Annotated in this window: 26 protein-coding genes; 7 read left to right on the top strand and 19 right to left on the bottom strand. The window is 67.8% G+C overall.

All coding sequences use genetic code 11. From position 1 onward, the window contains the following. Window positions 1-127: 127 nt before the first annotated feature. A complete protein-coding gene (locus G0A00_RS26365) occupies window positions 128-289 on the bottom strand; it encodes a hypothetical protein (RefSeq protein ID WP_203595327.1) in 162 nt (53 codons plus the stop codon). Between the two features lie 20 nt (window positions 290-309). Between G0A00_RS26365 and G0A00_RS09595 the strand changes: the two genes are divergently transcribed. After that, complete coding sequence (locus G0A00_RS09595) at window positions 310-1254, top strand: GNAT family N-acetyltransferase (RefSeq protein ID WP_368667679.1); 945 nt, start codon at window positions 310-312, stop codon at window positions 1252-1254. Between the two features lie 158 nt (window positions 1255-1412). Here the strand turns inward: G0A00_RS09595 and G0A00_RS09590 are convergent, their stop codons facing one another. Continuing rightward, window positions 1413-1961 carry a peptidylprolyl isomerase gene (locus G0A00_RS09590; protein WP_164181871.1) on the bottom strand — a complete coding sequence of 183 codons (549 nt, stop codon included), beginning with the start codon at window positions 1959-1961 and terminating at the stop codon, window positions 1413-1415. Continuing rightward, the gene (locus tag G0A00_RS09585) at window positions 1954-2460 is read right to left on the bottom strand and encodes a peptidylprolyl isomerase (protein WP_066106345.1); all 507 of its coding nucleotides are present in this window, start codon (window positions 2458-2460) and stop codon (window positions 1954-1956) included. The genes G0A00_RS09590 and G0A00_RS09585 overlap by 8 nt, the downstream gene beginning before the upstream one ends. A 160-nt stretch (window positions 2461-2620) precedes the next feature. Here G0A00_RS09585 and pgk point away from each other — a divergent pair, with 160 nt between their 5' ends. The 6 genes from pgk to G0A00_RS09555 all read left to right on the top strand — a co-directional run bounded on the left by pgk (window position 2621) and on the right by G0A00_RS09555 (window position 9915). Continuing rightward, complete coding sequence (pgk, locus tag G0A00_RS09580) at window positions 2621-3799, top strand: phosphoglycerate kinase (RefSeq protein WP_164181869.1); 1179 nt, start codon at window positions 2621-2623, stop codon at window positions 3797-3799. 221 nt (window positions 3800-4020) lie between these two features. Further along, a complete protein-coding gene (locus G0A00_RS09575) occupies window positions 4021-4320 on the top strand; it encodes a septum formation initiator family protein (protein ID WP_066106339.1) in 300 nt (99 codons plus the stop codon). A gap of 349 nt (window positions 4321-4669) precedes the next feature. Beyond that, window positions 4670-5692, top strand: a complete 1023-nt coding sequence (pdhA, locus tag G0A00_RS09570; RefSeq protein WP_164181867.1) for a pyruvate dehydrogenase (acetyl-transferring) E1 component subunit alpha — start codon at window positions 4670-4672, stop codon at window positions 5690-5692. Window positions 5693-5712: 20 nt separating this feature from the next. Continuing rightward, entirely contained in the window at window positions 5713-7092 is a 1380-nt protein-coding gene (locus G0A00_RS09565; RefSeq protein WP_164181865.1) for a pyruvate dehydrogenase complex E1 component subunit beta, read from the top strand. 12 nt (window positions 7093-7104) lie between these two features. Further along, on the top strand, window positions 7105-8427 hold the full coding sequence (locus tag G0A00_RS09560) for a pyruvate dehydrogenase complex dihydrolipoamide acetyltransferase (protein WP_164181864.1): 1323 nt from the start codon (window positions 7105-7107) through the stop codon (window positions 8425-8427). A 288-nt stretch (window positions 8428-8715) separates the two neighbouring features. Continuing rightward, the gene (locus G0A00_RS09555; RefSeq protein ID WP_164181862.1) at window positions 8716-9915 is read left to right on the top strand and encodes an MFS transporter; all 1200 of its coding nucleotides are present in this window, start codon (window positions 8716-8718) and stop codon (window positions 9913-9915) included. A 161-nt stretch (window positions 9916-10076) separates the two neighbouring features. Here the strand turns inward: G0A00_RS09555 and cysE are convergent, their stop codons facing one another. From cysE to G0A00_RS09475, 16 genes are all read right to left on the bottom strand, one after another. Further along, entirely contained in the window at window positions 10077-10895 is an 819-nt protein-coding gene (gene cysE / locus G0A00_RS09550; RefSeq protein ID WP_164181860.1) for a serine O-acetyltransferase, read from the bottom strand. Window positions 10896-11036: 141 nt separating this feature from the next. Then, window positions 11037-14942: a glycoside hydrolase/phage tail family protein gene (locus tag G0A00_RS09545; protein ID WP_164181858.1), complete on the bottom strand. Its 3906-nt coding sequence runs from the start codon at window positions 14940-14942 to the stop codon at window positions 11037-11039. Next, a complete protein-coding gene (locus tag G0A00_RS09540) occupies window positions 14942-15382 on the bottom strand; it encodes an NlpC/P60 family protein (protein WP_164181857.1) in 441 nt (146 codons plus the stop codon). The genes G0A00_RS09545 and G0A00_RS09540 overlap by 1 nt, the downstream gene beginning before the upstream one ends. Then, window positions 15379-16260 carry a DUF2163 domain-containing protein gene (locus G0A00_RS09535; RefSeq protein ID WP_164181856.1) on the bottom strand — a complete coding sequence of 294 codons (882 nt, stop codon included), beginning with the start codon at window positions 16258-16260 and terminating at the stop codon, window positions 15379-15381. Before G0A00_RS09535 ends, G0A00_RS09540 begins: the two co-directional genes overlap by 4 nt. Further along, window positions 16260-16892 carry a DUF2460 domain-containing protein gene (locus tag G0A00_RS09530; protein ID WP_164181855.1) on the bottom strand — a complete coding sequence of 211 codons (633 nt, stop codon included), beginning with the start codon at window positions 16890-16892 and terminating at the stop codon, window positions 16260-16262. Before G0A00_RS09530 ends, G0A00_RS09535 begins: the two co-directional genes overlap by 1 nt. Window positions 16893-16902: 10 nt before the next feature. Beyond that, window positions 16903-17556: a phage tail tape measure protein gene (locus tag G0A00_RS09525; protein WP_164181854.1), complete on the bottom strand. Its 654-nt coding sequence runs from the start codon at window positions 17554-17556 to the stop codon at window positions 16903-16905. Further along, window positions 17540-17752: a rcc01693 family protein gene (locus tag G0A00_RS09520; RefSeq protein WP_164181853.1), complete on the bottom strand. Its 213-nt coding sequence runs from the start codon at window positions 17750-17752 to the stop codon at window positions 17540-17542. Before G0A00_RS09520 ends, G0A00_RS09525 begins: the two co-directional genes overlap by 17 nt. Next, window positions 17749-18072, bottom strand: coding sequence for a gene transfer agent family protein (locus tag G0A00_RS09515; RefSeq protein ID WP_164181852.1), 324 nt, complete (start codon window positions 18070-18072; stop codon window positions 17749-17751). The genes G0A00_RS09520 and G0A00_RS09515 overlap by 4 nt, the downstream gene beginning before the upstream one ends. Further along, complete coding sequence (locus tag G0A00_RS09510; protein WP_164181851.1) at window positions 18073-18495, bottom strand: phage major tail protein, TP901-1 family; 423 nt, start codon at window positions 18493-18495, stop codon at window positions 18073-18075. A 26-nt stretch (window positions 18496-18521) separates the two neighbouring features. Continuing rightward, window positions 18522-18929 carry a DUF3168 domain-containing protein gene (locus tag G0A00_RS09505; protein ID WP_164181849.1) on the bottom strand — a complete coding sequence of 136 codons (408 nt, stop codon included), beginning with the start codon at window positions 18927-18929 and terminating at the stop codon, window positions 18522-18524. Further along, entirely contained in the window at window positions 18926-19264 is a 339-nt protein-coding gene (locus G0A00_RS09500) for a head-tail adaptor protein (RefSeq protein WP_164181847.1), read from the bottom strand. The genes G0A00_RS09505 and G0A00_RS09500 overlap by 4 nt, the downstream gene beginning before the upstream one ends. Continuing rightward, window positions 19261-19854: a head-tail connector protein gene (locus G0A00_RS09495; protein WP_164181845.1), complete on the bottom strand. Its 594-nt coding sequence runs from the start codon at window positions 19852-19854 to the stop codon at window positions 19261-19263. Before G0A00_RS09495 ends, G0A00_RS09500 begins: the two co-directional genes overlap by 4 nt. A 64-nt stretch (window positions 19855-19918) precedes the next feature. After that, window positions 19919-21103 (bottom strand): phage major capsid protein, encoded by a 1185-nt coding sequence (locus tag G0A00_RS09490; RefSeq protein WP_164181843.1) that lies wholly within the window; start codon window positions 21101-21103, stop codon window positions 19919-19921. Window positions 21104-21131: 28 nt separating this feature from the next. Further along, window positions 21132-21686: an HK97 family phage prohead protease gene (locus G0A00_RS09485; protein ID WP_164181841.1), complete on the bottom strand. Its 555-nt coding sequence runs from the start codon at window positions 21684-21686 to the stop codon at window positions 21132-21134. Window positions 21687-21713: 27 nt separating this feature from the next. Further along, the gene (locus G0A00_RS09480; RefSeq protein ID WP_164181839.1) at window positions 21714-21980 is read right to left on the bottom strand and encodes a hypothetical protein; all 267 of its coding nucleotides are present in this window, start codon (window positions 21978-21980) and stop codon (window positions 21714-21716) included. Continuing rightward, window positions 21934-23154, bottom strand: coding sequence for a phage portal protein (locus tag G0A00_RS09475; protein ID WP_164181838.1), 1221 nt, complete (start codon window positions 23152-23154; stop codon window positions 21934-21936). The genes G0A00_RS09480 and G0A00_RS09475 overlap by 47 nt, the downstream gene beginning before the upstream one ends. Window positions 23155-23220 lie beyond the last annotated feature (66 nt).

Here is a 23220-nt window from a genome sequence, read left to right as displayed (position 1 = left end):
TCGGTTGGCACGTCCCTATTGCACGGATGTTGGGCGGGGGAAAGACCCCTCGCAAACTCGAGGGCTTGGACGTGGTTTTTGTGGGGGCGCTGCCCCCGCCCTGCGGGCTCCCCCGGGATATTTTCGTCTAGACGAAGAGACGCCAGACAAGATCGATCAGCGCGAGGGCCGCGAAAGGCAGCGACAGAACCAGCGCCAGCAACAGCGCGGCGGCGCGGGTCGGACGGGCGCGCGGTGCTGTGGTATCGCATCTTTGGGTGGGGCGCGGGCTGAGGGGCGGGCGGCTCATGCGGCCATGTTAACCACATCGTGACTTATCACAGCGTTAATGCCCGCATGGATGCGCTCTGCCTGACCTTGCCCCTGCCGCAATCGCCGCAATACGCCCGCGCTTGCGCGGCTCTCGGCACCGAGACGCGCGGCGGCACATTGACTAGCTCCGGCAGCGTCTCTGGCGCCCACTGGCTGCACTGGCAGACGCAGGCGCGGCACCTGCCCTGCCTTGGCCGGGTCGAGTTGCTCTCACGCGGCCCGGTAACGCGCGATTGCGACGCCCCCGCACCGCTGGACGCATGGTTCGAGGGGTTTCTCGCAGCCCGCCCCCGTGGGCCGCTGCTGCTCAATGCCGATGGCACGCCGCCCGAGGTGCTGCGCCGCGCGGGGTTCTGGCCGCTGCTCACCCCGGCGAGCCTGGCGCTGCTGCCGCTGGGCCCCGAGGCGGAGATGCGCGCCGCCATGGCGCAGAAATGGCGCAACCGGCTCAACCGGGCGCAGCGCAGCGGGCTGCGGCTGCGGCGGCTGGCGCTGCGCGGCGATCACTGGCTGCTGCCCGCAGAGGCGGCGCAGGCGAGCGCCCGGCGCTATCGCAATCTGCCGCCGGGCTTCCTTGCCGCCTATGCCGCCGCCAATCCCGGTGATGCGCTGATCTGGGAGGCGCGGCTGGAGGGCGCGCCCGTCGCCGCCATCGCGGTGCTGCGCCACGGCCTGATGGCCAGTTGGACCACCGGCGTCGCAAAGCCCGAGGGCCGCCGCTCCGGCGCGATGAACTTGCTGCTTTGGGAGGCCGCGCGCTGGCTTGCGGCGCAGGGGCACCTCTGGCTCGACATGGGCATCCTCAACCAGCATGACGCGCCGGGGCTGACGCATTTCAAGCTCGGCACCGGCGCGCGCGTGCATCGGCTCGGCGGCACTTGGCTGCACAGCCGCGCCCTCGCCCCGCTGGCCCGCCGCCTGCCACGCGCCCTGACGCGCTGAAAGCCGCGACGCCGCCCCCGCCCCATCCTTCCCGCAAATAAAAAGGGCCAGCCACCGCGCGGTGCCCAGCCCTTCTTCTCTTCCCAAATACGCCCCAAGAACTCCCGGGTGAATTGCCCGCAGGGCAAGAGGGGCAGCGCCCCTCCCCGGCGCAAGGCTTACTCGGTCACGCTCACCGAGGTCATCACGTCGGGCTTGCCGATCACCGCGCCGTTGCGGCCTTCGCCGCGCTTGATCGCGTCAACCACTTCCATGCCCGAGGTCACCTCGCCCACCACCGTGTACTGGCCGTTCAGATGCGGCGCCGGGGCGAACATGATGAAGAACTGCGAGTTGGCCGAGTTGGGGTTCTGCGAGCGTGCCATGCCGACCACGCCGCGCTCGAACGATTTGTCCGAGAACTCCGCAGGCAGATCATCCATGTCCGAGCCGCCGGTGCCCGCCATGCGCAGGTCCTCGCCCAGCTTGCCGTATTGCACGTCGCCGGTCTGCGCCATGAAGCCGTCGATCACCCGGTGAAACACCACGCCATCATAAGCGCCGGATTTCGCCAGTTCGGTCAGCCGGGCCGAGGCCTCGGGCGCGACATCGTCGAACAGTTCGATATGGAAGGTGCCATTGGCGCCCTCGCCCTCGACCTGCACGTCGAGCCCCGCCGCCAGCGCAGGCGAGCCCAGCACCGAAAGCAGCAGTGCCAGCTTACGCATCTGCAGCCACCTTCACCGAGATCATCCGGTCGGGCTCGGCAGGCGGCTCGCCGCGGGTGATCGCGTCTACATGCTCCATGCCTTCGACAACCCGGCCATAGACGGTGTACTGGCCGTTGAGGAAGTGGTTGTCCTTGAAGTTGATGAAGAACTGCGAGTTGGCCGAGTTCGGGTTCATCGAGCGCGCGGCGCCCAGCGTGCCCCGGTCATGCGGCAGTTTCGAGAACTCCGCCGGCAGGTCCGGCAGGTCCGAGCCGCCGGTGCCGGCGCGGCGCAGGTTGAAGCCGTCTTCCATGTCGCCATGCTCGACATCGCCGGTCTGCGCCATGAAACCGTCGATCACGCGGTGGAAACAGACGTTGTCATATTCGCCCGCGCGCGCCAGTTCCTTCATGCGCTCGGCGTGTTTGGGGGCCACGTCGGGCAGCAGCTCGATGGTGACGGTGCCACCTTTCAGCTCGATGAGAATGGTGTTCTCGGGGTCCTTGATCTCGGCCATGTCGATACTCCCTATGGCAAGTGCTGGCCGAGATTTAGTCTGCCCCGCTCCGAATGCCAAGTCGGGCGCGCGCCCAAACAGCGCAAGCTCTTGTGTTGCATTGACCTCTGGGGCCGCTCGGGGCAGACCTTTGGGCAAGGACGAGATCAGGAGGACCAGAATGGCCTGGAAGACACTCGACGACATGGACCTGAGCGGCAAGCGCGTGCTGACCCGTGTCGACATCAACGTGCCGGTGGATGGCGGCGTGGTCACCGATGCAACGCGGATCGAGCGCGTGGCCCCCACCGTGCAGGACATCCTCTCGCGCGGCGGCACGCCGGTGCTGCTCGCCCATTTCGGCCGCCCCAAGGGCAAGGTTGTGCCCGAGATGTCGCTGAAAATGCTGGTGCCCGCGCTCGGGGCCGCCTTTGGCACCACCGTCAATTTTGCCACGCTCGACGAGGCCGCGGCGGTGATCGAAGGCTGCGGCGAAGGCCAGATCGTGTTGCTGGAGAACACCCGCTTCGAGCCCGGCGAGGAAAAGAACGACGAGGCGCTGGCGCAGCGCTACGCGGCGCTTGGCGATGTCTATTGCAACGATGCCTTCTCGGCGGCGCACCGCGCCCATGCCTCCACCGCCGCGCTGGCGCATCTGCTGCCGGCCTGCGCCGGGCGGCTGATGCAGGCCGAACTGGAAGCGCTCGAGGCGGCTCTGGGCAACCCCAAGCGCCCGGTGCTGGCGGTGGTCGGCGGCGCGAAAGTGTCGACCAAGCTCGACCTGCTGGGCAACCTCGTCGAAAAGGTCGACATGCTGGTGATCGGTGGCGGCATGGCCAACACCTTCCTTGCGGCGCAGGGCGTGGACGTGGGCAAATCGCTCTGCGAGCATGAGATGACCGGCACCGCCCTCGAGATCGCCGAGAAGGCCGCCGCGGCGGGCTGCGAGATCCTGCTGCCGCGCGACGTGGTGGTGGCGCGCGAGTTCCGTGAAAACGCGCCGTCGGAAGTGGTGCCCGCCGAGGCCTGCCCCGCGGATGCGATGATCCTCGACGCCGGTCCCGACAGCGTGGCCCACGTCGAGCAGGCCATCGGCCGCGCCGAGACGCTGATCTGGAACGGCCCGCTTGGCGCCTTCGAGATCGCGCCCTTCGATGCGGCCACCAATGCCGCGGCCAAATTTGCCGCCAAGCGCACCGCGCAGGGCGAACTGGTCTCGGTCGCCGGTGGCGGCGACACGGTGGCGGCGCTCAACAAGGCCGGCGCGTCAGAGGATTTCACCTATATCTCCACCGCGGGCGGCGCCTTCCTCGAATGGATGGAAGGCAAGACCCTGCCCGGCGTCGCCGCACTGGAGTAATAGGCAGTCACTGGCGGTAACCGGCCACCGCAACTGCGCTTTTCCCGGCACACCCGCCGGGAAAAGCAACAAATTCCGGGCCCGCGCCCGCCCCCGGCACCGGCAAGCATTCCCAACACGATTCGCCTGTGGCATAGTTTCTGCGCCGGAAGGCCCCCGCACGAACGAGGGGCCGCGGCAGAGTGCAGAGCGGTACGATCTTTGAGCAGGACCCAATTTTCATGACGGGCAGACGCAAACCGGCCTTTGGCGGCCTGATTTTCGCGAGTATCGCGGTGAGCCTTGCAGGCTATTTCACCTTTGCTGCGGTTCAGGGCGACTACGGCGTGTTCCGCCGCGCCGAGATCGAGGTCGAGGGCGACCGGCTGACCGCCGAGCTTGACCGGCTCAACACCGAGGTGGCGCATATGGAAAACCTCACCCGCCGCCTGTCGGATGATTTTCTCGATCTCGACCTGCTCGACCAGCAGGCCCGCGACGTTCTGGGGATGATCCGGTCGGACGAGATCGTCGTGCGCTAAGGCCCGCCGCGGCCCGCCCCACCAGGTCCACAGATCTAGGGGCTCCGCCCCCGCCCGCCGCTGCGCGGCGCGCTCCCCCGGCGTATTTTTAAAGAGAAGAAGCCCAGGGGGGAGTCCAGGCGGACCGCCTCTGAGGGCTTCTTCTCTTTCCAAATACGCATATCGCACCGGTCCGTCCGGGCGCCGCGCAGGCAGCGGCGCGCGCCGGCGGGGTTTCGCCACCCGCGTGCCCTGAGCCCGGCCCGCACCACTTTTTCCCGCAAGAGCCGCCAGCGCCCTTTGACACTGACGTGTCAGGGCTTTACTGTGTGAGAAAGTTTAACACTAAACTAAGTTGGGAGGAGCGCTAATGGCCGCCCGGAAACCAGCCGCCAAGCCGAACGTCTCGCCCGAAGAGCTCAAGCAATACTATCGTGACATGCTGCTCATCCGCCGCTTCGAAGAGAAGGCGGGTCAGCTGTATGGCATGGGGCTCATCGGTGGGTTCTGTCACCTTTACATCGGTCAGGAAGCCGTTGTCGTCGGCCTTGAGGCCGCAGCGGAGGAAGGCGACAAACGCGTCACCTCCTATCGCGACCACGGCCACATGCTCGCCTGCGGCATGGACCCCAACGGCGTGATGGCCGAGCTCACCGGCCGCGAAGGCGGCTATTCCAAGGGCAAGGGCGGCTCGATGCATATGTTCAGCCGCGAGAAGCATTTCTACGGCGGCCACGGCATCGTCGGCGCGCAGGTGCCGCTTGGCGCCGGTCTCGCCTTCGCCGATGCCTATCTCGACAACTCCCGCGTGACCTTCACCTATTTCGGCGATGGCGCCGCCAACCAGGGCCAGGTCTATGAGACCTTCAACATGGCCTCGATCTGGAAGCTGCCGGTGGTCTTCGTGATCGAGAACAACCAATACGCCATGGGCACCTCGCAGAAGCGCTCGACTTCCACCGACGAGATCTACACCCGCGGCGCGCCCTTCGGCATCCCGGGCGAGCTGGTCGACGGTATGGACGTGCTGGCGGTCAAGGAAGCCGGCGAAAAGGCCGTGGCGCACTGCCGTGCCGGCAAGGGCCCCTATATCCTCGAGATCAAGACCTACCGCTACCGCGGCCACTCCATGTCGGACCCGGCGAAATACCGGACCCGCGAGGAAGTGCAGAAGATGCGCGACGAGCGCGACCCGATCCAGAACGTGCGCGAACTGCTGCTGCAAGGCAAGCACGCTACGGAAGATGACCTCAAGGCCATCGACAAGGAAATCAAGGACATCGTCAACGCCTCGGCGGAGTTCTCGAAAGAGAGCCCGGAGCCTGCTCTGGAAGAGCTGTGGACCGACATCTATGCCGACGAAGTGCCGCAAGGCGACGCGGTAGAGGCCTGAGGCAGAAGGACTAGACGCATATGGCAACCGAAATTCTCATGCCCGCGCTCTCGCCGACCATGGAAGAGGGCACGCTGGCCAAATGGCTGGTCAAAGAAGGCGACACCGTCAGCTCGGGCGACATTCTCGCCGAGATCGAGACCGACAAGGCCACGATGGAGTTCGAAGCGGTCGATGAAGGCATCGTCGGCAAGATCCTCATCGAGGAAGGCACCGAAGGCGTGAAGGTCAACACCCCGATCGCCGTGCTGGTCGAGGAAGGCGAAGACGCCTCGTCGATCGAGACCTCCTCGGGTGGCGACGCCGCTCCGGCAGCCGCCGAAGAAGCCCCCGCGGCTCCGGCAGAGGCGGCACCCGCCTCCGCCCCCGCGACACCCAAGGCCAAAGCGGTCGAGCCCGACTGGCCCGAAGGCACCGAGCTCAAGCAGCAGACCGTGCGCGAAGCGCTGCGCGACGCCATGGCCGAGGAAATGCGCTCGGACGCCAATGTCTTCGTCATGGGCGAGGAAGTGGCCGAGTATCAGGGCGCCTATAAGGTGACCCAGGGCCTGCTCGACGAGTTCGGCTCGAAGCGCGTGATCGACACGCCGATCACCGAGCACGGCTTTGCCGGTATCGGCGTCGGCGCGGCCTTCGGCGGGCTCAAGCCCATCGTCGAGTTCATGACCTTCAACTTCGCCATGCAGGCGATTGACCACATCATCAACTCGGCGGCCAAGACGCTTTACATGTCCGGCGGCCAGATGGGTGCGCCCATGGTGTTCCGCGGCCCGAACGGCGCGGCGGCCCGCGTCGGCGCGCAGCACTCCCAGGACTACGCGGCATGGTACGCGATGGTGCCCGGCCTCAAAGTGGCGATGCCCTACTCGGCTTCGGACGCCAAAGGCCTGCTCAAATCGGCGATCCGCGATCCCAACCCGGTGATCTTCCTCGAGAACGAAATCCTCTACGGCCGCTCCTTCGATGTGCCGGTGATGGATGATTTCACCGTGCCCTTCGGCAAGGCCCGCATCTGGCGCGAGGGCGAGGATGTCACCATCGTGTCCTTCGGCATCGGCATGACCTACGCCCTCGAGGCGGCGGAGAAGCTGGCGGAAGACGGCATCTCGGCAGAGGTCATCGACCTGCGCACCCTGCGCCCGATCGACTATGGCACCGTCATCGAGTCGGTCAAAAAGACCAACCGCTGCGTGACCGTGGAAGAAGGCTGGCCCGTCGGCTCGATCGGCAACCACCTGTCGGCCTACATCATGCAGAACGCTTTCGACTGGCTCGACGCTCCGGTGATCAACTGCACCGGCAAGGACGTGCCCATGCCCTATGCGGCGAACCTCGAAAAGCACGCGCTGATCACCACCGCAGAGGTGGTCGACGCGGTCCGCCAAGTCACCTACCGGTAAGGAGAGCGCGTCATGCCCACGGAAATCCTGATGCCCGCGCTGTCGCCGACCATGGAGGAAGGCACGCTGGCCAAATGGCTGGTGAAAGAGGGCGACACCGTGTCCTCGGGCGACATCATCGCCGAGATCGAGACCGACAAGGCGACGATGGAGTTCGAAGCCGTCGACGAAGGCACCATCGGCAAGATCCTCATCGAGGAAGGCAGCGAAGGGGTGAAGGTGAACACCCCCATCGCCGTTCTGCTCGAAGAAGGTGAAAGCGCCGACGACATCGACACCTCGGCCGCCAAACCCGAGGCGAAAGCCGAAGCGCCCAAGGCGGAAGAGGCCAAGGCCGCGGCTGCCACCCCGGCAGCTGGCTCCGCAACCCCTGCCCCGGCAGCGCCCGCCGCTGCCGATGGCACCCGCATCTTCGCCTCGCCGCTGGCCCGCCGCATCGCGGCGGACAAAGGGCTCGATCTGGCGCAGGTCAAAGGCACCGGCCCGCACGGCCGTATCGTGAAAGCCGACGTCGAGGCCGCCAAGCCCGGCGCTGCTGCAGCACCTGCAGCCGTCGCCGAGACCAAGGCCGCCGAAGCTCCGAAGGCCGCGGCGATGCCCGCCGGTCCGTCCACGGATGCGGTGCGCAAGATGTACGACGGTCGCGACTTCGAAGAGGTCAAACTCGACGGCATGCGCAAGACGGTGGCCAGCCGTCTCACCGAGGCCAAGCAGACCATCCCGCACTTCTACCTGCGCCGCGACATCAAGCTCGACGCGCTGCTGAAGTTCCGCAGCCAGCTCAACAAGCAGCTGGAAGCGCGCGGCGTGAAGCTCTCGGTCAACGACTTCATCATCAAGGCCTGCGCGCTGGCGCTGCAGTCCGTGCCCGACGCAAACGCCGTCTGGGCAGGCGACCGCATCTTCAAGCTCAAGCCCTCGGATGTGGCCGTAGCCGTGGCGATCGAAGGCGGTCTCTTCACCCCGGTGCTGAAAGACGCCGAGATGAAGTCGCTGTCGGCGCTCTCGTCCGAGATGAAGGATCTGGCGGGCCGCGCCCGCAACAAGAAGCTCGCACCGCATGAATATGTCGGCGGCAGCTTCGCGATCTCCAACCTCGGCATGTATGGCATCGACAACTTCGACGCGGTGATCAACCCGCCGCATGGCGCGATCCTCGCCGTGGGCGCGGGCGTCAAGAAGCCGATCGTCGGCGAGGATGGCGAGCTGACCGTGGCCACCGTGATGTCGGTGACGCTCTCGGTCGACCACCGGGTCATCGACGGCGCGCTTGGCGCCGAGCTGCTGTCGGCCATCGCCGACAACCTCGAGAACCCGATGGTGATGCTGGCCTGATCCGCCGCAAAGCCCGAACACATCAACGGCCCTCGCCCTCGCGGCGGGGGCCGTTTTCCGTTCAGGCCTCGCGCTCGGCGCGCGGAAAGCTGCCCATGCGTCATGCAATGCCTGCATGGCGAGCTTGCGCAGGCGTCGCTTGAGAAGATGTACCATTCGCGTAGATTAAAATCATGCTGCGTCGCGGCGGGATTGCCATGCCTGTTTGACACCCGCCCCGCCAAGGCTTCCCGACATCGCATTCGACGACCCACGTCCGACCCATCTTCCGACCATCGGAGCTGTGACATGGCTACCCAAGACCGTCAGGCCGTTCTGACGATCCTCTCGCTGGCGCTTGGCGCCTTTGCAATCGGCGTTTCCGAATTCGCCGCAATGGGGCTGCTGCCCTATTACGCCGCCGATCTGTCGGTGACCGAACCCGAAGCGGGCCACGCGGTCAGCGCCTATGCGCTTGGCGTCGTCGTCGGCGCGCCGGTGCTGGCCGTCCTCGGCTCGATGATCCCGCGCAAGCTGCTGCTGATCCTGCTGATCTCTTTCTTCGGCCTCGGCAACCTGCTGAGCTCCATGGCCACCGATCTTACCACGCTGATCATCGGGCGTTTCGCCTCGGGGCTGCCGCATGGTGCCTTCCTCGGCATCTCGATGCTGTTCGCCGCCGAGTTCTCGCCCGAGGGCCGCAAGGCGCGCGGCGTGGCGCAGGTGCTGATGGGGCTGACCATCGCCAATGTGATCGGTGTGCCGCTGGCCGGTGCCGCGGGTCAGGTGTTTGGCTGGCGTCTGTGCTTTGTCGTGACCGCCGCCATCGCCGCCGCTTCGGCGCTGATGATCACCCGCGTCGCGCCCAATGTGCAGACCGGCCCGATGCCGAGCCCGCTGCGTGAGCTTGGCGCACTGGCCAACCGCGCTGTCTGGAGCACGCTGATGATCGGCGCCATTGGCTTTGGCGGGGTCTTCGCGGTCTACTCCTATTTCTCCGCCGCCATGCTCGACGCCACCACCGCCCCCGCTTGGGCGATCCCGGCGGCGCTCTCGGGCTTTGGCCTTGGCGGCGTGCTGGGCAATCTCATCGCCGGGCGTCTGGCCGATTGGTCGCGGCTCGGCGGCGCGCTGCTGCTGCTGGTGGGCATGGTGCTGATGTCGCTGCTCTACACCGTGGTGATCGGCGATTGGATGATGATGAGCCTGTCGATCTTCCTGCTCGGCACCACCGCCAGCCTCGCCATCCCGCTGCAGATGCGCCTGATGGATGTGGCCGGAGAGGCGCAGACGCTGGCCGCCGCGCTCAACCACGCCGCCTTCAACGCCGCCAACGCGCTGGGGCCGTTCCTCGCCGGGCGCGCGCTGGCTGCGGGCCATGGCTGGGGCGCAACGGGTCAAGTGGGTGCCGCGCTCGCCGCAGGCGGGATCGTGATGCTGGCTCTGGCATGGTTCGAGAGCCGCAGCCGCGCCCGCCGCGTCATGCCCGCCGTCATGCCCGCGGAGTGACGCGCCTACGCCGGAACAAGGCGCGCAGCGCCGCCGGCCAGCGGCCGACCGCCCCCTAGGCGGCTTCGCCCTGAGTCCGGGCGGATCAGGTCACCACCACAACGCAAAAGGCGCGGACCCCGAGGTCCGCGCCTTTCTCTATTCCGCGATCCTGAAATCGCTCACTCGCTGCAATTGCAGCCGGTCAGCTTCTGGTCCATTGAGCGCGAGGGCTGATCGCAGCCCGCCTCGCCGACGATCTTGGCAGGCACGCCCGCCACGGTCTTGCACGGCGGCACCTCGGCCAGAACCACCGAGCCCGCGGCAATGCGCGAGCCGCAGCCGACCTTGATATTGCCCAGCACCTTGGCCCCCGCGCCGATCAGCACGCCATTGCCGATCTTGGGGTGACGGTCCTCGTCTTCCTTGCCGGTGCCGCCCAGCGTCACCGAATGCAGGATCGACACGTCATCGCCCACCACCGCCGTCTCGCCGATGACGATGGAATGCGCGTGGTCGATCATGATGCCCTTACCGATCTTCGCCGCCGGGTGAATGTCGACGCCGAACACCTCGGACGAGCGCATCTGGAAGAAATACGACAGGTCGCGACGGCCTTGGTTCCACAGCCAATGCGCCACGCGCTGGCTCTGCACCGCCTGAAAGCCCTTGAAGTAGAGCAGCGGCTGCAGATAGCGGTGGCAGGCCGGGTCACGCTCATAGGTGGCCTGAATGTCGGCGCGCGCCTTCAGCGCCAGCGAGGGGTCCATGCTGTAGGCCTCATCGCAAATCTCGCGCAGGATTTGCTCGGACATCTCACCATTGGCCAACTTGAGCGAGATCCGATAGGCCAAAGCCCGCTCTATGGTGGGATGGTGCAGGATCGAATAATGCACCGAGCCCCCAAGCAGCGGCTCGGCGGCCACGACCTCTTCGGCCTCGTGGATGATCCGGGCCCAGACAGGGTCGAGTTCGGCGATCTTGGCGCGGGTCTTGGCCATTGGAATCCTCCGTGCGGTTGCCCAGCAGTCTAGCAGATAGGCGCGGCGCGCCGAAATGCAAAACCGTGATCTAGGGGATCGCGGGCGGAGATGAAAGCGCCGATTGCCCTGCGCCGCAGGTCTTAGTCTCAGGTCTCACTCTCAGGCCGAGAGCGCCAGCGTCGCGAAGGGTCCCGGCCCATAGCGCGCCGAGACTTGCGCCACGCGCAGCTCGAACGCGCCCGAAAGCCCATCGCTCGCCGGATCGTAACTCCAAGACGGCACTGCTGAAAACGCCTCGTGGATCAGCGTCTCCCCCTGCGTGACGCGAATGAGATAGCTCTCGCTTTCCTCGCCCAAGGGAACCTCCGGCAGGTCCCAATCATCGCCCTCGATCCGGGTGCGCCGAATCCAGCTGACCGACAGCCCACCCGCGCCAAAATCCGCGCGCAGATGCGCGGGCCTGTAGGGCCGCAGCCCGTTGCCATCGAACGCCAGCACCCGGTGCACATAGCTCGGATCGTCATAGCCGCGCCGCGCGGGTCCAATGCGGTAATGCCGCGCCTGCCGCCGCTGCGCCGCCGCCAGCGCGATCTGCTGCGGCGCGCCGTCGAGCAGCACAACCCATGAGCCCACCGGCCAGACCTCGGGCATCAGCCCGTCGCTGCCCGCCTGACCGCGCAGCCGGTGCGAGACAAACCAAACACCCGGCTCGGCCAGTTGCGCGTCGCGGAACTGCAGCACTTCCCAGTTGCCCGGGCTGCCGTCGCCGATGGCCATCAGATTGGCACCGGCCAGAAAGGCCGCCTCTTCCACCGATTGCAGCGCGCCGGACGTCAGCCGCAGTTGCAACGCATCGCCGCGGTCGATCCGTCCCGGCGGCGCGGCGAAAAGCGGTGTCTCGGTGCGCCCCACGGTGGCCCGCGCGGCGAGGATCTCGTTCAGCACGTAATCCGCATCGCTCGGCGCGTCATAAACGGCCACACTGCCCGGCCAGGGCTGCGCGGTCAGCGCAAGATGCGGCGCATGGGGCACCTCCTCGCCGCTCATCAACGGCAGATCGAGGAACAGCGGCAGCACCGGAACCGGTGCCGCGAAGGGCCGCAGCAGCGGCGCGCTGTCCTGCATGTGTGCAGGAAGATAGGTGTCGGGCTCGATCCGCACCGCCTCGATGCGCTGGCTGTCGCCGATCTCCACCCGGTCGATGCGCATCCGCGTGACACCCGAGGGGGATGGCAACGAAACGATGTCGCCCGCACCGAGATCGAGCCGCGACGGCGGCAGGCTGAAGTCCAGCGTGTCCCGCGCGATCCGCGCCTCGGCCAGCCAACGCTCGAGGATCATCCGTCCCTCGGCCCGGCTCAGCGACAGCGGCAGTTCGCTCTCGGCCACCGCATGGGTGCCCTCGTCGGGCAGCACCACCTCCTCGGCGGCGATGGCGTGATCGCCCTCGGCCTCGACAAAGCGCAGCCGCAGCCGCCCCGACATCTCGGCCTCGGCGGCACGGGTCTGCCGCAGGTCCCCCTCGTCATCGCCGTCATGCACCAGATCGGACAGGTCCAGCGCCACCGCGGCCCGGCCCCGGCGCGGCAGGAACAGCAGCACACCGTCGCGTTCGATCGCATCCACCGCATGCGCCAGCAAGAGCCCCTGCAGCGCGCTCCGCGCATCGCCCACACGGTCGATCTGATAGCCGCGCACCCAGCCCCAGAGGCGGCTCACGTCGAACTGCGGCACCCCGGCAGCGGTGCAGACCTCGGCCACCACCGACGCCAGCGTGCGCGCCGAGCAGCGCCCGTTCAGCCAATGCCCGCGCCGGTAGTTGCCGCCATCGCTCCACAGATCCTCGAGCCCCGGAAACCACGGAAACGGCCGCGCATCCCACGCCCAGACCAGCGCCTTGGACATGTCGAGCATCGGCCCGCCATAGACCTCCGAGACCGGGTTATGCGCCGGGTCATTCCAATGAGCATGGATTGCACGCAGGTACTGGCGCTGCATAAGATCGTCCCGCAAGCCATTGGAATAATGCGGAAGCAGGCTCTCAGAGCTTTTCGGATCGAGGAATTTATTGGGCTGGTTGGCGCCCTTGTCGATGGCGGCGCAGCCCAGTTCGGTGAACCAGATCGGCTTGCTTTGCGGCTCCCAACCGGTCGGTAGCGCCTGCCGCACACCGCCGATCCGCTCGTGGTGAAGGTTCGACCACCAGCTGCGCAAATCCTTGTAGCGATAGACCCACGGCTCGCCATGCGCGCCATCGGTGATCGCAACGCGGCGCTGCGCCTCGCGCGCCTCGGCGCTGGGATAATACCAGTCGAACCCCTCGCCGCCCTCGACGTTCGACATGAGGTATCCGGGATCGTAAATCGCCCCCCATGCGGCATCGGCATGCTCGTCGCCATCGCGCCAGTCCGACAGCGGCATGTAATTGTCGATGCCGATGAAATCGATCTGCGGATCGCTCCACAGCGGGTCGAGATGAAAATAGACATCGCCCGAGCCGTCCTGCGGGTGATAGCCGAAATACTCGCTCCAGTCGGCGGCATAGCCGATCTTCACCTCCGGCCCCAGCAGCGCCCGGCACTCGGCGGCCAAGGCGCGCAGAGCCGCCACCGCTGGAAAGCCCGAAGCGCCGCGGATCTGCGTCAGCCCGCGCATCTCCGAGCCAATGCAGAAGGCGGCAACACCGCCCGCCGCCGCGCAGAGCGCCGCCTGATGCAGGATGAAGCGCCGGAACGACCACTCATCCGGCCCCGCGTAGCTCACGCCGCCCGCCTGCACCGAGAAATCCGCCGCCGCGGCGCTGCCGAAGAAGGCCGCCACCTCATCCTCCGCCGCAGCCGTCCCATCGGGCGAGCCCGCGCGCCCCGGTGCCGCGCTCAGCGTGATCCTGCCGCGCCACGGCAGCGCCGGCTGCGCCTCGCCGCCGGTCCACGGGTCGGGAAGATCATTGCCCGCCATCTGCTCCATCAGGATGAAAGGGTAATAGACCACCTCGAGCCCGCGCGCCGCCATCTCCTGCAGCGCCTCGATCACCGAGGCATCCGACGGCGTGCCGCCATAGACCGGGCGGTCCTCCAGCCTCGGCACCAGACCCACCGCATCGCGCCCCAGCCCCGAGACGCGCCACGGCATCTCCTCGGAGTCCCATTCGCCCTGCTCCAGCTTGGGCCGGATCGCGCAACGCCCGCAGCGCAGGTCATCGCCGAACCAGCTCACCACCAGCGAGGCGGCGCGGCACGCGGGCAGCTCATCGCGCAGCTGATCCAGCGACACAAGGAAATCCGGCACATCGGCGGGCGTGTTGAGATTGACCGCGCCTTTCGCGCCGCCGCCGTAATCAAGATAGACCGGCCGGGTCGCCAAAGCATATTCGCCGGTGCCGGGGATCATCGCCACGCCGCGGATTGCCAGAGGCACATCCTCGGCATCCGCAAGCTCCGGTCGCGTGACCTCGAAACTCAGCTGCGGCACGCGGTTGCCGAAGCGTTCGAGCAGCAGATCCTCGATCACCACATAGGCGGTGCCGCGATAGGCCGGCACCAGCCCCGCGCCCTCCACCGCCTCCATCTTGGGATCGGGCAGCTGGTCCTCGCTGCCGCTGTAGACGCGCATGTCGAGGTCGCGCAACGCGATCTCACTGCCATCCGCCCAGACCCGGTTCACCCCAGTGATCTCGCCCTCGCAGAGCGCCAGAGCGAGGCTCACCGAATAGCTGTAGCTTTTCACCGTGGTCTCGCTGCGCGGGCTGCCCTTGCCGCCGCTCGAGACCGTCTGTTTCTTCACCTCTTCGCGGAACTCGCTGGCCCAGATCACCTGCCCGCCGACGCGCATCCGGCCAAACACCTGCGACACCGCCGCGCCCTCGCCAGCGCCGCTGAGGCGAAAGCGCTCGATCCGCCCGGTCTCGACGGTCTCCGAGCCGCCGCCCATCAGGCGCTGATCCAAAGCGCGCCCCAGACCGGCGCCGATGAAGCGGCCAACGGCGGTCATCGACAGGCCAAGCACCGAGCCGCCCACCGCGCTGCCAAGCGCCGCACCCGCGGCGGAAAGGAGGATAGTCGCCATCAGTCGTTCTCCATCGGAAAGGCAAAACGTGCCGCGATGCGCCGCCGCCACGGCGCGCTGAGGGCGCTTTCGATCACCCCATGGCCGCTGTAGGCGTGGACGAAGGACGCCTCGGCCCCAATGCGCGCCTGCAGCCCCAGATGTTTGGCGACGCTGCCCGCGCGCATCCGGAACAGCAGCACATCGCCTGGGGACTCATCGCCCAGGGCTTTCGGATGCAGGTGGCGCAGAGCGGCCTGCAGCAGCGCCTCTTGGCCCTGCGGCTCGGACCAGTCCATGCTGTAGCGCGGCACCGGCTCGGGCTCTGGCCCCAGCAGCTCGCGCCAGACGCCGCGCAGCAGCCCGAGGCAGTCGCAGCCCGCGCCGCGCCGCGATCCCTGATGCAGATAAGGCGTGCCGATCCAAGCGCGGGCCACCGCCACCGCGCGCGCGCCGCTCATCGTCTCGACCCGCCGTCGGTGACCGATGCGCTGCTGGCATGGGTCAGCATCCAATCTTCTTCCGGCACGTCAGGAAACCCTTGGAAGTTTATGATGTTGTTGAATTTAAAGCGGCAGGTTTCGAACATCTTGTCGCAGCCCGCGGTGAGCCGCACGCGATCTCCCGGCGCAAGCGGCGCGCGCAGCGGCTCCCACAGGTCGATGACCCGCAGCCCGTCGATGTGGCGGTCACGCTTGATCCCTCCGGACAGCCCCGCAGCGGCGCCGCTCAGCATCTCGAGCCGCCCACGGCTGAACCAGCCAAGCTCGAACCCCGGCAGAGGCGCGACCGAAAGGCTCTGCGAGCCATCCACAAAAACGATATCTTTTTCAGCAAGATAACCGGCAGTCTTGAGATCGAACTTGCACGCTGCATCGCCCAGAACCGCGGCGCAGGATTTGTGGTAGACCCGCCCCATGGGACGGTTCAGCCGCTCGGTCAGCCCGCGCAGTTCCGCATGAAAGGCCGAAGGGCCGCGCCGGATTTGTCCCAGCGTGCCGCGAAACAGGATGCGGCGCTGGCTGACGTCGATCCAGTTGACCAGCCAAGCGACAAGCTCGGCATCGTCAAAGCGCCCGGCCTCAATGTCCGCCTCCGAGAGCGATGCATCCGACAGCGCGCCCATCGCCTCGGAATTGTCCACCGAAAGCCCGGTCGCCTGCTGCACTGCCTTGGCGCTGAGCCCGCTGTCGGCGCGGAACTCCAGCCCGTCGAAGCTCAGCGCGCGGTCGTGGTCGGTAAAGCCAAGGCGCAGACCGTCGCGCCGGGTCAGCGCCCAGCAGCGCACCACGGTGGTCAGCCCGCCCGCCAGATGGGCGTAAAGCTCTGCCGCGCCCATCAGACCCGCACCTCGACCACCGGCACATCGGGCACTTGTCCGGCCTGAAAGCTCGCGACAGAGACGTTGATCCGGTCGGTGTCGAAGCGCACCGGCACGTCGAACTCAAAGCCCGCGCTGACCTCGGCCCCGGCCAGCGGCGGCTCGGCGAAGGTGACGAGGCCGGTGGTGGTGTCCACCGCGAAATGCACGCCCTCATGCATCTCGACATCCTGCACCGCCGCCAGCACCGTCCCGGCCACCGGCTTGGTGATGGCGCGCGCATAGCTTGCCGTGCCCGAGCGGTAGATCTTGGTGAGTTGGAAGGTGCGGGTCGCGCCGTCGCCGCGAGCGATCACCTGATCCCCGGCAGAGACGCTCTGCGACGGCAGGCAGGAGGCGTAATCCGACCAATCCTTCCAGCGAAACCCGTAAAGCTGCCCGCGCCGCGCCTCGAAGAACGCCAGAAGCTGCGCGATATGATCCAGCGAGCGCAGCCCCAGCCCGGCGTCAAAGCGCCGCCGCGACTGTGCCCAAGGGGTGTTGCGCTCTTCGAAGCCCGAGCTGAGTTCGACCACATCGGTGCGACGCTCTGGCCCGCCCATGGCGCCAAAGCTGAGGTCGGCGGGAAAGCGTATCTCGTGAAAGCTCATGATCGCTCCTTCAGCGGTTGCGCGCGCCCTGCGACAGCGCGCGGCTCATCTGCGCGGCGATCTGCGCGCGGCTGCGCTGAAAGCCCTGCACGTCGGGGGTCTGGATGTTCATCACCACGGTGACCGGCTGGCTGCGTCCCTCGGAGCGCACGCCAAGCCGCCCGTCGGCGCCGCGCGACAGCGGCAGGATCGCCTCGGGCCCCGCCTCGCCCATCAGGCCCGTGCCGCCGCGCATGGGAAAGCGCACCGGCCCGCTGACGACGCCGCCGCTGGCAAAGGGCGTGACCCGCCCCTGCGAGAAGGCGCCGCCCTGCGCAAAGGGCGAAAACGCCCCGAAAAGCTGCGTCACCCCGGCGGCGAGAGCGCCGCCCAGATGGTCGGTCACCGGGCGCACCGCCGCGCGGTAGGCGCTGTCACGCACGCTGCGCGCCACTTGCTCGAGCGCCTCGGAGGCGCTGCGCCCGCCGAACACCACGCCATCGAAGGCCCGCGCCAGCGAGCGGCTGAGCGTGCCTTCGAGCTTTGACGCGCCGCGCCCGGTGGCGGAAAACGTATGGTGGATGCGCTTCAGTTCCGCATCGAACCCCGCCGCCATGGTGCTGGCCCCGCCAAGGCTCTGCTCCAGCCCCTCGAGGGCCCGGTCAAGATCATCCATCTCGGTCATCGCCATCTCCCTGTACCGCGTCCGGGAAGGCCGCGATCAATTCCTCCAGCCGGGCGCGGCCCATCGCGCGCGACCCGCCGCTGCCGCCCAGCATCAGCCGCAGTTCGGCGGGGGTAAGCGCCCAGAACTCCGCCGGGCGCAGCCCCAGCCGCTCGACCGCCGCACGCAAAAGCGCCGCCCAGTCAAAGCCGCTCATCCGGTCTCTCCGGGCAGCGCGAAAGCATGCGCCAGAAGCTCTGCCGCCGCGCGCGCGGCCAGCAGCGGGCCACCGCCGATCTCGGCGCTCACGAGGTCCTGCGCCGTGCCCGGCCAACCGCCCCCGCGCAGCCCCGCGACGATCAGCGCGAGCACATCGCGGGTCGAGCAATTGCCGCTTTCGAAACGGCGCACGAGATCAAGCAGCGTGCCGTCCTCCAGCATCGCCTCAAGTTCCGCCAGCGCGCCCAGCGTCAGCCGCATCACGTGGCGCTGGCCGTCGATCTCCAGCGCCACTTCGCCGCGCCACGGGTTCGGCATTTACGCCTCCACCGCCGGCACGAAGCTCAGCGCCCCCGCCGAGGCGAGCGCGATCTCATAGGTCGCCTCGCCGTCATGGCTGCCGGCATAGTCGATCGAGGTGAGCTGAAACGGCCCCTCGACGGTGCCGAAATCGGGGATGATCACCTGAAAATCCGGCGTCTCTCCGTCAAAGAAGATCTGCCGCGCGCGCTCGTCGGTGCCCGCGTCCTTGAACACGCCCGAGCCAGAGAGATTGGCCGATTTCACCCCGGCCCCGGCGAGCAGTTCGCGCCAGCCCCCGGCGCTTTCCAGAGAGGTCACATCGACGCTCTCGGCGTTGAAGCTCACGCGCGTGGCGCGCAGCCCCGCCATGGTCTCGAACTGGCCGTCGCCGGTCAGGTCGAGCTTGATCAGAAGGTCTTTGCCGTTCTGGGCAACCATTGTCGCAACTCCTTGATTTGGCGCGTTCAGTCGTCTTCGAGCCGCGCGCGGAACGTCATTTCGATGCGGCGAAGCCCGCCGGTCTCGCGGCGGGCGCGGGCGCGGCGGAAGCGCAGGCCGATCAGCCGTCCGCGGCTCAGCACCAGATCGGCCTCATGCAGCGCGTCAGAGACCGCCGCCGCCACCGTCTTGGCCGCCGCAAAGCCCGCCGCCTCGGTCACCACGGCAACGGTGAGATCGTGCCAAGCGCCGCGGCTGCCCACATCCGAGGCATCGCGCGCCTCTTCCGCGCCGAGCGTGACGTAGAGCGGCGGCAGGTTTCCGGCGGGCAGCGCGTCGTAGATGTTGCTGCCGACCAGCTCGGCCAGCGAAGCATCGCCCTGCAGCGCGGCAAACACCGCCGCCTGCAGCGCGCCGGACATCGCATAGCTCATGACGCCAGCTCCTCCTGCGCTTCGCATTGCAGGTAGAGGCCCGAGGTATCGCGCTCGGTCACCGCCTGAATGTCGAAGATTCGGCTGCCGCGCCGAAAGCGCTGGCCCGGTGCCGGGCGGCTCGACGATCCCTCGGGGGCCGCGCGCACGGTGATGCGGAAGCGGCCCCGCGCCACCGGCCCGGCCTCGCCCTGCACCTCGCGCCCGCTGCGCGGCTGCAGTTCGGCCCAGAGCGTGCCGAGCGCCTGCCAACCCTCGGTGAAACCGCCCATACCGTCGGGCGTGCGTGCCGGGGCCTCGAGCACCAGCCGCTGTGAAAGACGCACCGCCCTCATGAGGTGAACCCCATGCGCAGCGGGCGGTAGCGCGCGATCAGCGATGTTACTCCGAAGGGCATGCAACCCTGGCTCAGCGCGGTTTCGTCGCGGTATTCGTAGTAATGCGCCGCGAGCAGCAGCACCGCCTGCGCCAGATCGGGCGGCAGCGCATCGAAACTGGCGGCAAACCCCGCGCTGAAGCGCAGCTCTGCCGCGCCGCCCTCGGGGATGGTCGGAAGCGTGGCCCCCTGCGGGCGCAGCCGCGGGGCGATGCTGTCCACCTCCAGCCGGTAGCGCTCGGGCGCGATCACCTGCGCCGCGCCGTAGCGGTCGATCAGCGCCAGTTCGGTGACGCTCTGCACCGGCGCCAGCGGGAGCACCGCGCCCTCGGGGTCGCGCCAGCCGTGCAGCGTCCAGAGGAAGCTGCGGATCAGCAGCGCCTTGCCGGTCCGTGCCTCGATCGCCGCCAGCGCCGCGCGCAGAAAGGCCCGCAGCACCGGCTCCTGCAGGTCCGCCTCGTCAAAGCCGCTGCCCATGCGCAGCTGCGCCGTCAGCGCCTCGACCGGCAGCAGCTCGTCCGCCACCTGCGTCTCTTCGATCACCATCATCAGCCTTCTCCGGTTCGTGCCGCTGGCGGCCATGGCGACACCCCGCCGCCATGGCCCCTCACGCTCAGCTGGTGGCGCAGCGCAGCAGCTTGATCGCGGCGAAATCGCTCACGTCCCCGCCGACGCGCTTGGTGGCGTAGAACAGCACATGCGGCTTGGCGCTGAACGGATCGCGCAGCACGCGCAGATCGGGGCGTTCGGCGATCGTGTACCCGGCGGCGAAATCGCCAAACGCGATGGGATAGGTATCGGCGGCGATGTCGGGCATGTCCTCGGCGATCAGCACCGGGTAGCCCAGCAGCCGCGCCGGTTGCCCTGCCGAAAGCCCGTCGCTCCACAGGTGCCGCCCGTCCGCATCCTTGAGCTTGCGCAGGGCACCGGCGGTCTTGGAGTTCATCACGAAGCTCGCCTTGGCCCGGTACTCGGCGCCCAGCGCGTAGACGAGGTCGATGATTTTGTCGCCATCGCCGATCCCGGCGGCCACCTCTGAGGGCACATAGCCCAGATTGCCCCACTCCCAGATCTCATTGTCGACCATGCTGTGCGACAGGATGCCCATGGGCTTGTCGACGCCATCCCCCACCACGAAAGCCGCCGCCTCGGCGCGCGAGAACTTGTCGGCGATGCGCCCGGCGAGCCACGCCTCCAGATCGAAGGCCGCGTCGTCCAGCAGCCGCTGCGAGGCTTTGGGCATGGCCGAAAGCTCGTGCAGCTTGATCTGGATGCGGTCGATGGTCGGCGTCTCGCTCTCGGTGCTGTCGGAAAGCTCGTTCGCCCAGCCCGCGCCGGTGTCGCCCTGATCGACCAGCACGTCGAAGGATCCCGCCTCGACGCTCACCACGGCAGCGATGGCACGGATCGAGGCCGCGCCTTCCAGCACGCCGCGCACGGTCTCGGAGGTGACCGGATCGACGAGATAGCCGCCATCCGCCGCGACGGCGGTCGAGAGCGCCTTGCCCTCCAGCACCAGCCCGCGCAGCCCGTCGTCGTCGCCGGTGCGCAGATAGGCGTTGAATGCCTTGCGGTGCGGCAGCTCCAGCTCGGCGGTGGTGGCCAGCGCCGGGCGCGCCGCGGCATGAGAAGTCTTGGTATCCAGCATGGTCAGTCGCTCTTCGTGTTTGTCCAGTTTCGCGTGAATGTCGGCCTGCATGGCCCTGATGTCCGCCGTGAGCCCCGCCATGGCGGCGCCCACTCGGGCGACCGGGGACAGATCTTCCCCGGCCCGAGAATGGCTCTCGGTTGTCTTCATCAACTCGGTCCCCTGTTGAGGGCGCGCGTCAGCGGCGCGCCAGGTCGAGGCGCGCGGCGTCGATGGCCAGCGCCAGATCACGCATCATGTCTGCCTCGGGATGCTCTCCCTTGGCCGCCACCCGCGCACTGGGCAGCATCGGGAAAGTGACAAGCGACACCTCCCAAAGCTCCAGTTCCTTGAGGAGCCTGCGCCCCCCGTGCTCTTTCACCGCCGTGACGGTGCGATAACCGATCGACAGCCCGTCGATGGCCCCCGCAGCGATGAGCGCCGCCGCCTCGCGTCCCTTCTCGACGCTCTCGAGCAGCCGTCCTTTCACATGCAGGCCGCGCGCGTCCTCGCGCACCTCGTCCCAGATGCCGATGGGCTGGCCCGGGTCGTGCTGCCAGAGCATACGAACCGCGCGGCCCTCGTCTGCCAGCCGCTTCAGCGAGGCGGCATAGGCCCCTTGTGCCACGATATCGCCCCCCTGATCCGGCGCGCCGAAGAGCGAGGCATAGCCTTCGATCCGCGTCCCTTCGGCCTTGGTGACCTGCGCGGTAATCTCTGTGCCCAGCCGGCAGAACTTGTGCTCCAGTTGCATCGCTTGCATCCCTTCGTGTTCCGCCCCTCAGGGCGCCATGGTGACCAGTCCCTGCAGCGCCTGCGCCAGCAGACCCGCGGCCACCCCGTAGACCGCCAGCCACAGGCGCTTTTCCAGCCGTTCCAGCACCAGTTCGAGCCGGGCGAGCCGCCCTTCCAGCGCGTCGATCTGCAGCTTGTGCAGCCGCTCGTGGGCATCGAGTTTCAGCGCCGGGGCGCAGGCGAAGGGCTCATAGGGCAGATCGCGCTCACGCACCGGGTTCTTCCCCCATATTCCCCCCCGGTGTGTCGCCATCCTCGGTGAGCGGCGGCAGCCCGAGCATCCGGCGTTTTTCCGGCACGGTGAGGAAGGCCGCCTCGGAGACGCGGCGCCAATGGGTCTCGCGTTCCGCCGACAGGGCTGGCACCTGATCGAGGTCGGGCTTCAGCTCGACCTCCTCGCCGGTGAAGCCCGCCAGCCACCTGCCCAGCGCCGCGCTCACCCGCTGCGCCAGCGGCAGGACGGTCAGCCGATAGAAGGCGCGGTTGGCCTCTTGGTAATTTGCGTAGGTCGCATCCCCGGGGATGCCCAGCAGCATCGGTGGCACGCCAAAGGCGATGGCAATTTCGCGCGCGGCGGCCTCCTTGGTCTGGCGGAACTCCATATCCGAGGGAGAGAACCCCATGGGCTTCCAGTCGAGCCCGCCTTCCAGCAGCATCGGCCGCCCGGCGTTGCGCGCGCCCTGATGGTTGCTCTCCATCTCGGCCACCAGCCGCTCGTACTGGTCCTGCGCAAGCGTGCCCTGCCCATCGGCCCCGGTCCAGACAATCGCCCCCGAGGGCCGCGCCGCATTGTCGAGCAGCCCCTTCGACCAGCGCGAGGCGCTGTTGTGCACATCCACCGCCTGCGCCGCCGGTTGCAGCGGCGACAGGCCATAGTGATCGTCCTGCGGGTGGAAGTTCTTCACATGGCAGATCGGCGCAGGCGTGTCCTGCACGTCAAAGCGATGGCGCCTGCCGTCCACCTGATACTCATAGGCGACGGGCCAGCCATCAGCCCCCGGCACCAGCCGCATCCGTTCCGAGCGCAGCACATGCAGCTCCACGGGCAGCCCGCGTCCCTGGCCCACCGCTTCGACGTAGCCATCCCCCGACAATAGCAGCTGGCCATACAGCGCCTCGAAAAGCTCGGCACGCCCCTGCGCGGGATTGGGTGCGTTCAGGCAGCGCAGGATCGGATGAGTGCTGTAACGCATCTCACTGTCTTGCAGCACCAGCGGCAGCGCGGCGGCAGCCTCCGAGATCAGCTTCACCGCGCGAAAGCCCACGGGGTTGCCAGAGAAACCCTGCCGGGTCAGCGAGCCGGTGTCACGCGGCGTCCACGCCACACGCCCGACCGCCTGCATCGCGACAAGCGGCCCGACGGCCGAGGCCTTCACCTCGGGCAGAGTTTCCCCCTCGCGCGTCCGCCGCAGAAATTCGAACACCATTGCACGCTCCTCGCTTCGCCCCGGAACATCGGCCACCCGGCCGTGTTGCGCGTTGAGAAGAACCCT

Origin of the sequence: Salipiger sp. PrR002, from assembly GCF_010500775.1 — a bacterium.
In the GTDB taxonomy this organism is placed as follows: Bacteria; Pseudomonadota; Alphaproteobacteria; order Rhodobacterales; family Rhodobacteraceae; genus Salipiger.
The sequence above is the reverse complement of the archived record's forward strand: the minus strand, read 5'-3'. Positions and strand labels throughout refer to the sequence as shown.

Coding starts and splice junctions, on each gene's coding strand:
- G0A00_RS09535 (WP_164181856.1), bottom strand. CDS start 16,260: ATGGGCGCGGCAGAGCTTTACGCCCATCTGGCGGGCGGGCTGACCACC.
- G0A00_RS09565 (WP_164181865.1), top strand. CDS start 5,713: ATGGCAACCGAAATTCTCATGCCCGCGCTCTCGCCGACCATGGAAGAG.
- G0A00_RS09510 (WP_164181851.1), bottom strand. CDS start 18,495: ATGGTTGCCCAGAACGGCAAAGACCTTCTGATCAAGCTCGACCTGACC.
- G0A00_RS26365 (WP_203595327.1), bottom strand. CDS start 289: ATGAGCCGCCCGCCCCTCAGCCCGCGCCCCACCCAAAGATGCGATACC.
- G0A00_RS09530 (WP_164181855.1), bottom strand. CDS start 16,892: ATGAGCTTTCACGAGATACGCTTTCCCGCCGACCTCAGCTTTGGCGCC.
- G0A00_RS09525 (WP_164181854.1), bottom strand. CDS start 17,556: ATGACCGAGATGGATGATCTTGACCGGGCCCTCGAGGGGCTGGAGCAG.
- G0A00_RS09475 (WP_164181838.1), bottom strand. CDS start 23,154: ATGGTGTTCGAATTTCTGCGGCGGACGCGCGAGGGGGAAACTCTGCCC.
- G0A00_RS09500 (WP_164181847.1), bottom strand. CDS start 19,264: ATGAGGGCGGTGCGTCTTTCACAGCGGCTGGTGCTCGAGGCCCCGGCA.
- G0A00_RS09495 (WP_164181845.1), bottom strand. CDS start 19,854: ATGATGGTGATCGAAGAGACGCAGGTGGCGGACGAGCTGCTGCCGGTC.
- G0A00_RS09555 (WP_164181862.1), top strand. CDS start 8,716: ATGGCTACCCAAGACCGTCAGGCCGTTCTGACGATCCTCTCGCTGGCG.
- pgk (WP_164181869.1), top strand. CDS start 2,621: ATGGCCTGGAAGACACTCGACGACATGGACCTGAGCGGCAAGCGCGTG.
- G0A00_RS09560 (WP_164181864.1), top strand. CDS start 7,105: ATGCCCACGGAAATCCTGATGCCCGCGCTGTCGCCGACCATGGAGGAA.
- pdhA (WP_164181867.1), top strand. CDS start 4,670: ATGGCCGCCCGGAAACCAGCCGCCAAGCCGAACGTCTCGCCCGAAGAG.
- G0A00_RS09585 (WP_066106345.1), bottom strand. CDS start 2,460: ATGGCCGAGATCAAGGACCCCGAGAACACCATTCTCATCGAGCTGAAA.
- G0A00_RS09505 (WP_164181849.1), bottom strand. CDS start 18,929: ATGAGCTATGCGATGTCCGGCGCGCTGCAGGCGGCGGTGTTTGCCGCG.
- G0A00_RS09540 (WP_164181857.1), bottom strand. CDS start 15,382: ATGAGCGGCGCGCGCGCGGTGGCGGTGGCCCGCGCTTGGATCGGCACG.
- G0A00_RS09480 (WP_164181839.1), bottom strand. CDS start 21,980: ATGGCGACACACCGGGGGGGAATATGGGGGAAGAACCCGGTGCGTGAG.
- G0A00_RS09520 (WP_164181853.1), bottom strand. CDS start 17,752: ATGAGCGGCTTTGACTGGGCGGCGCTTTTGCGTGCGGCGGTCGAGCGG.
- G0A00_RS09545 (WP_164181858.1), bottom strand. CDS start 14,942: ATGGCGACTATCCTCCTTTCCGCCGCGGGTGCGGCGCTTGGCAGCGCG.
- G0A00_RS09575 (WP_066106339.1), top strand. CDS start 4,021: ATGACGGGCAGACGCAAACCGGCCTTTGGCGGCCTGATTTTCGCGAGT.
- cysE (WP_164181860.1), bottom strand. CDS start 10,895: ATGGCCAAGACCCGCGCCAAGATCGCCGAACTCGACCCTGTCTGGGCC.
- G0A00_RS09590 (WP_164181871.1), bottom strand. CDS start 1,961: ATGCGTAAGCTGGCACTGCTGCTTTCGGTGCTGGGCTCGCCTGCGCTG.
- G0A00_RS09490 (WP_164181843.1), bottom strand. CDS start 21,103: ATGAAGACAACCGAGAGCCATTCTCGGGCCGGGGAAGATCTGTCCCCG.
- G0A00_RS09485 (WP_164181841.1), bottom strand. CDS start 21,686: ATGCAACTGGAGCACAAGTTCTGCCGGCTGGGCACAGAGATTACCGCG.
- G0A00_RS09515 (WP_164181852.1), bottom strand. CDS start 18,072: ATGCCGAACCCGTGGCGCGGCGAAGTGGCGCTGGAGATCGACGGCCAG.